This is a genomic window from Variovorax sp. P4_D9, from assembly GCF_056401695.1.
In genome coordinates, this window is sequence record NZ_JBFUIU010001603.1 from 1 (window position 1) to 909 (window position 909).

Consider the following 909-nt stretch of genomic DNA (forward strand, 5'->3'; position numbering starts at 1 on the left):
GACCCTGGCGAAGACCCTGGCGAAGGGCAGGGCAAGGTCCACCACGGACATACAGCGATAGAGGTTGCCAATGGCAGTGCCGAAAAGGAGTCGCTCAACGTTTGAACTGAGGGTCGACGCCGGGATAGCGCTTGCCTGCGAGGCGGATGGTGATGGTGAGCGCCTCCCCGGGCCAATCGCCTTGCCGGCGGAGGTCGCCTTGAGCGAAGGGTTAGGCGTCTTTGGGCAACRTGGCGAGACTGGGCCAATTGGTGAGCCGACAGAGTCAAGGCAGCGGCAGTAGCGGCGACAGCCAAGGCCCCGATGGTCATTGCGGTGAGTTTGCGTCGGAGAACGGCGTGGACGCTGCCGACGATTACATCGAGGAGGCGACGGCTTGACCCCTGATTTGTGCCAAACATTCCGTCAAGATCAGGTCGCGCATTTGCGCAGCTATTGATCCGCTGAGGTGATGAGCTCCGTCCGCTCCTGCGTTTGACGCTTTACCGAACGCGACTTTCGCGACATGTCCGTGATAGCGAGGAAGCGCAACCTGCATCGCAGCAGCCAGCTTCTCCCTGTTTCGCGCCGTTCGGCGCAACGAGCTGAGCGGATGCCTCTGCGCATCCGGCGAAATGACATTGCTCACTAGGAGCCCGTCGGACTTGAGCCGCGGGGATCTGTTCGTTTGATCGCGCGGCGTCGATTGCTACGGCGCGAGGCGGAGTTGCCTTCCTCGAGGGGCCTGAGCGCCCCGCGAGTCGGGTCGTGGGGAGCATCTGCCTCCCTCTTTATGCGGCCCGCAGCACATGCAGCCGCTTGATATTCCAAGCCATCGTCACCAGCGACCATTCGCCGCGCGCCTTGTCCAGCCCGCGCATGCTCATCTGGCTCCAGCCCATCACGCGTTTGATGATCCCGAACACCGGC

The 909-nt window shown here is 62.7% G+C and carries 1 protein-coding gene; it reads right to left on the bottom strand.

Going from position 1 to position 909, the window contains the following annotated elements:
• Positions 1-770: 770 nt before the first annotated feature.
• Positions 771-909 (bottom strand): transposase (locus AC1DY5_RS57200; protein WP_478122970.1); only part of this gene is annotated, 139 nt, incomplete at its 5' end.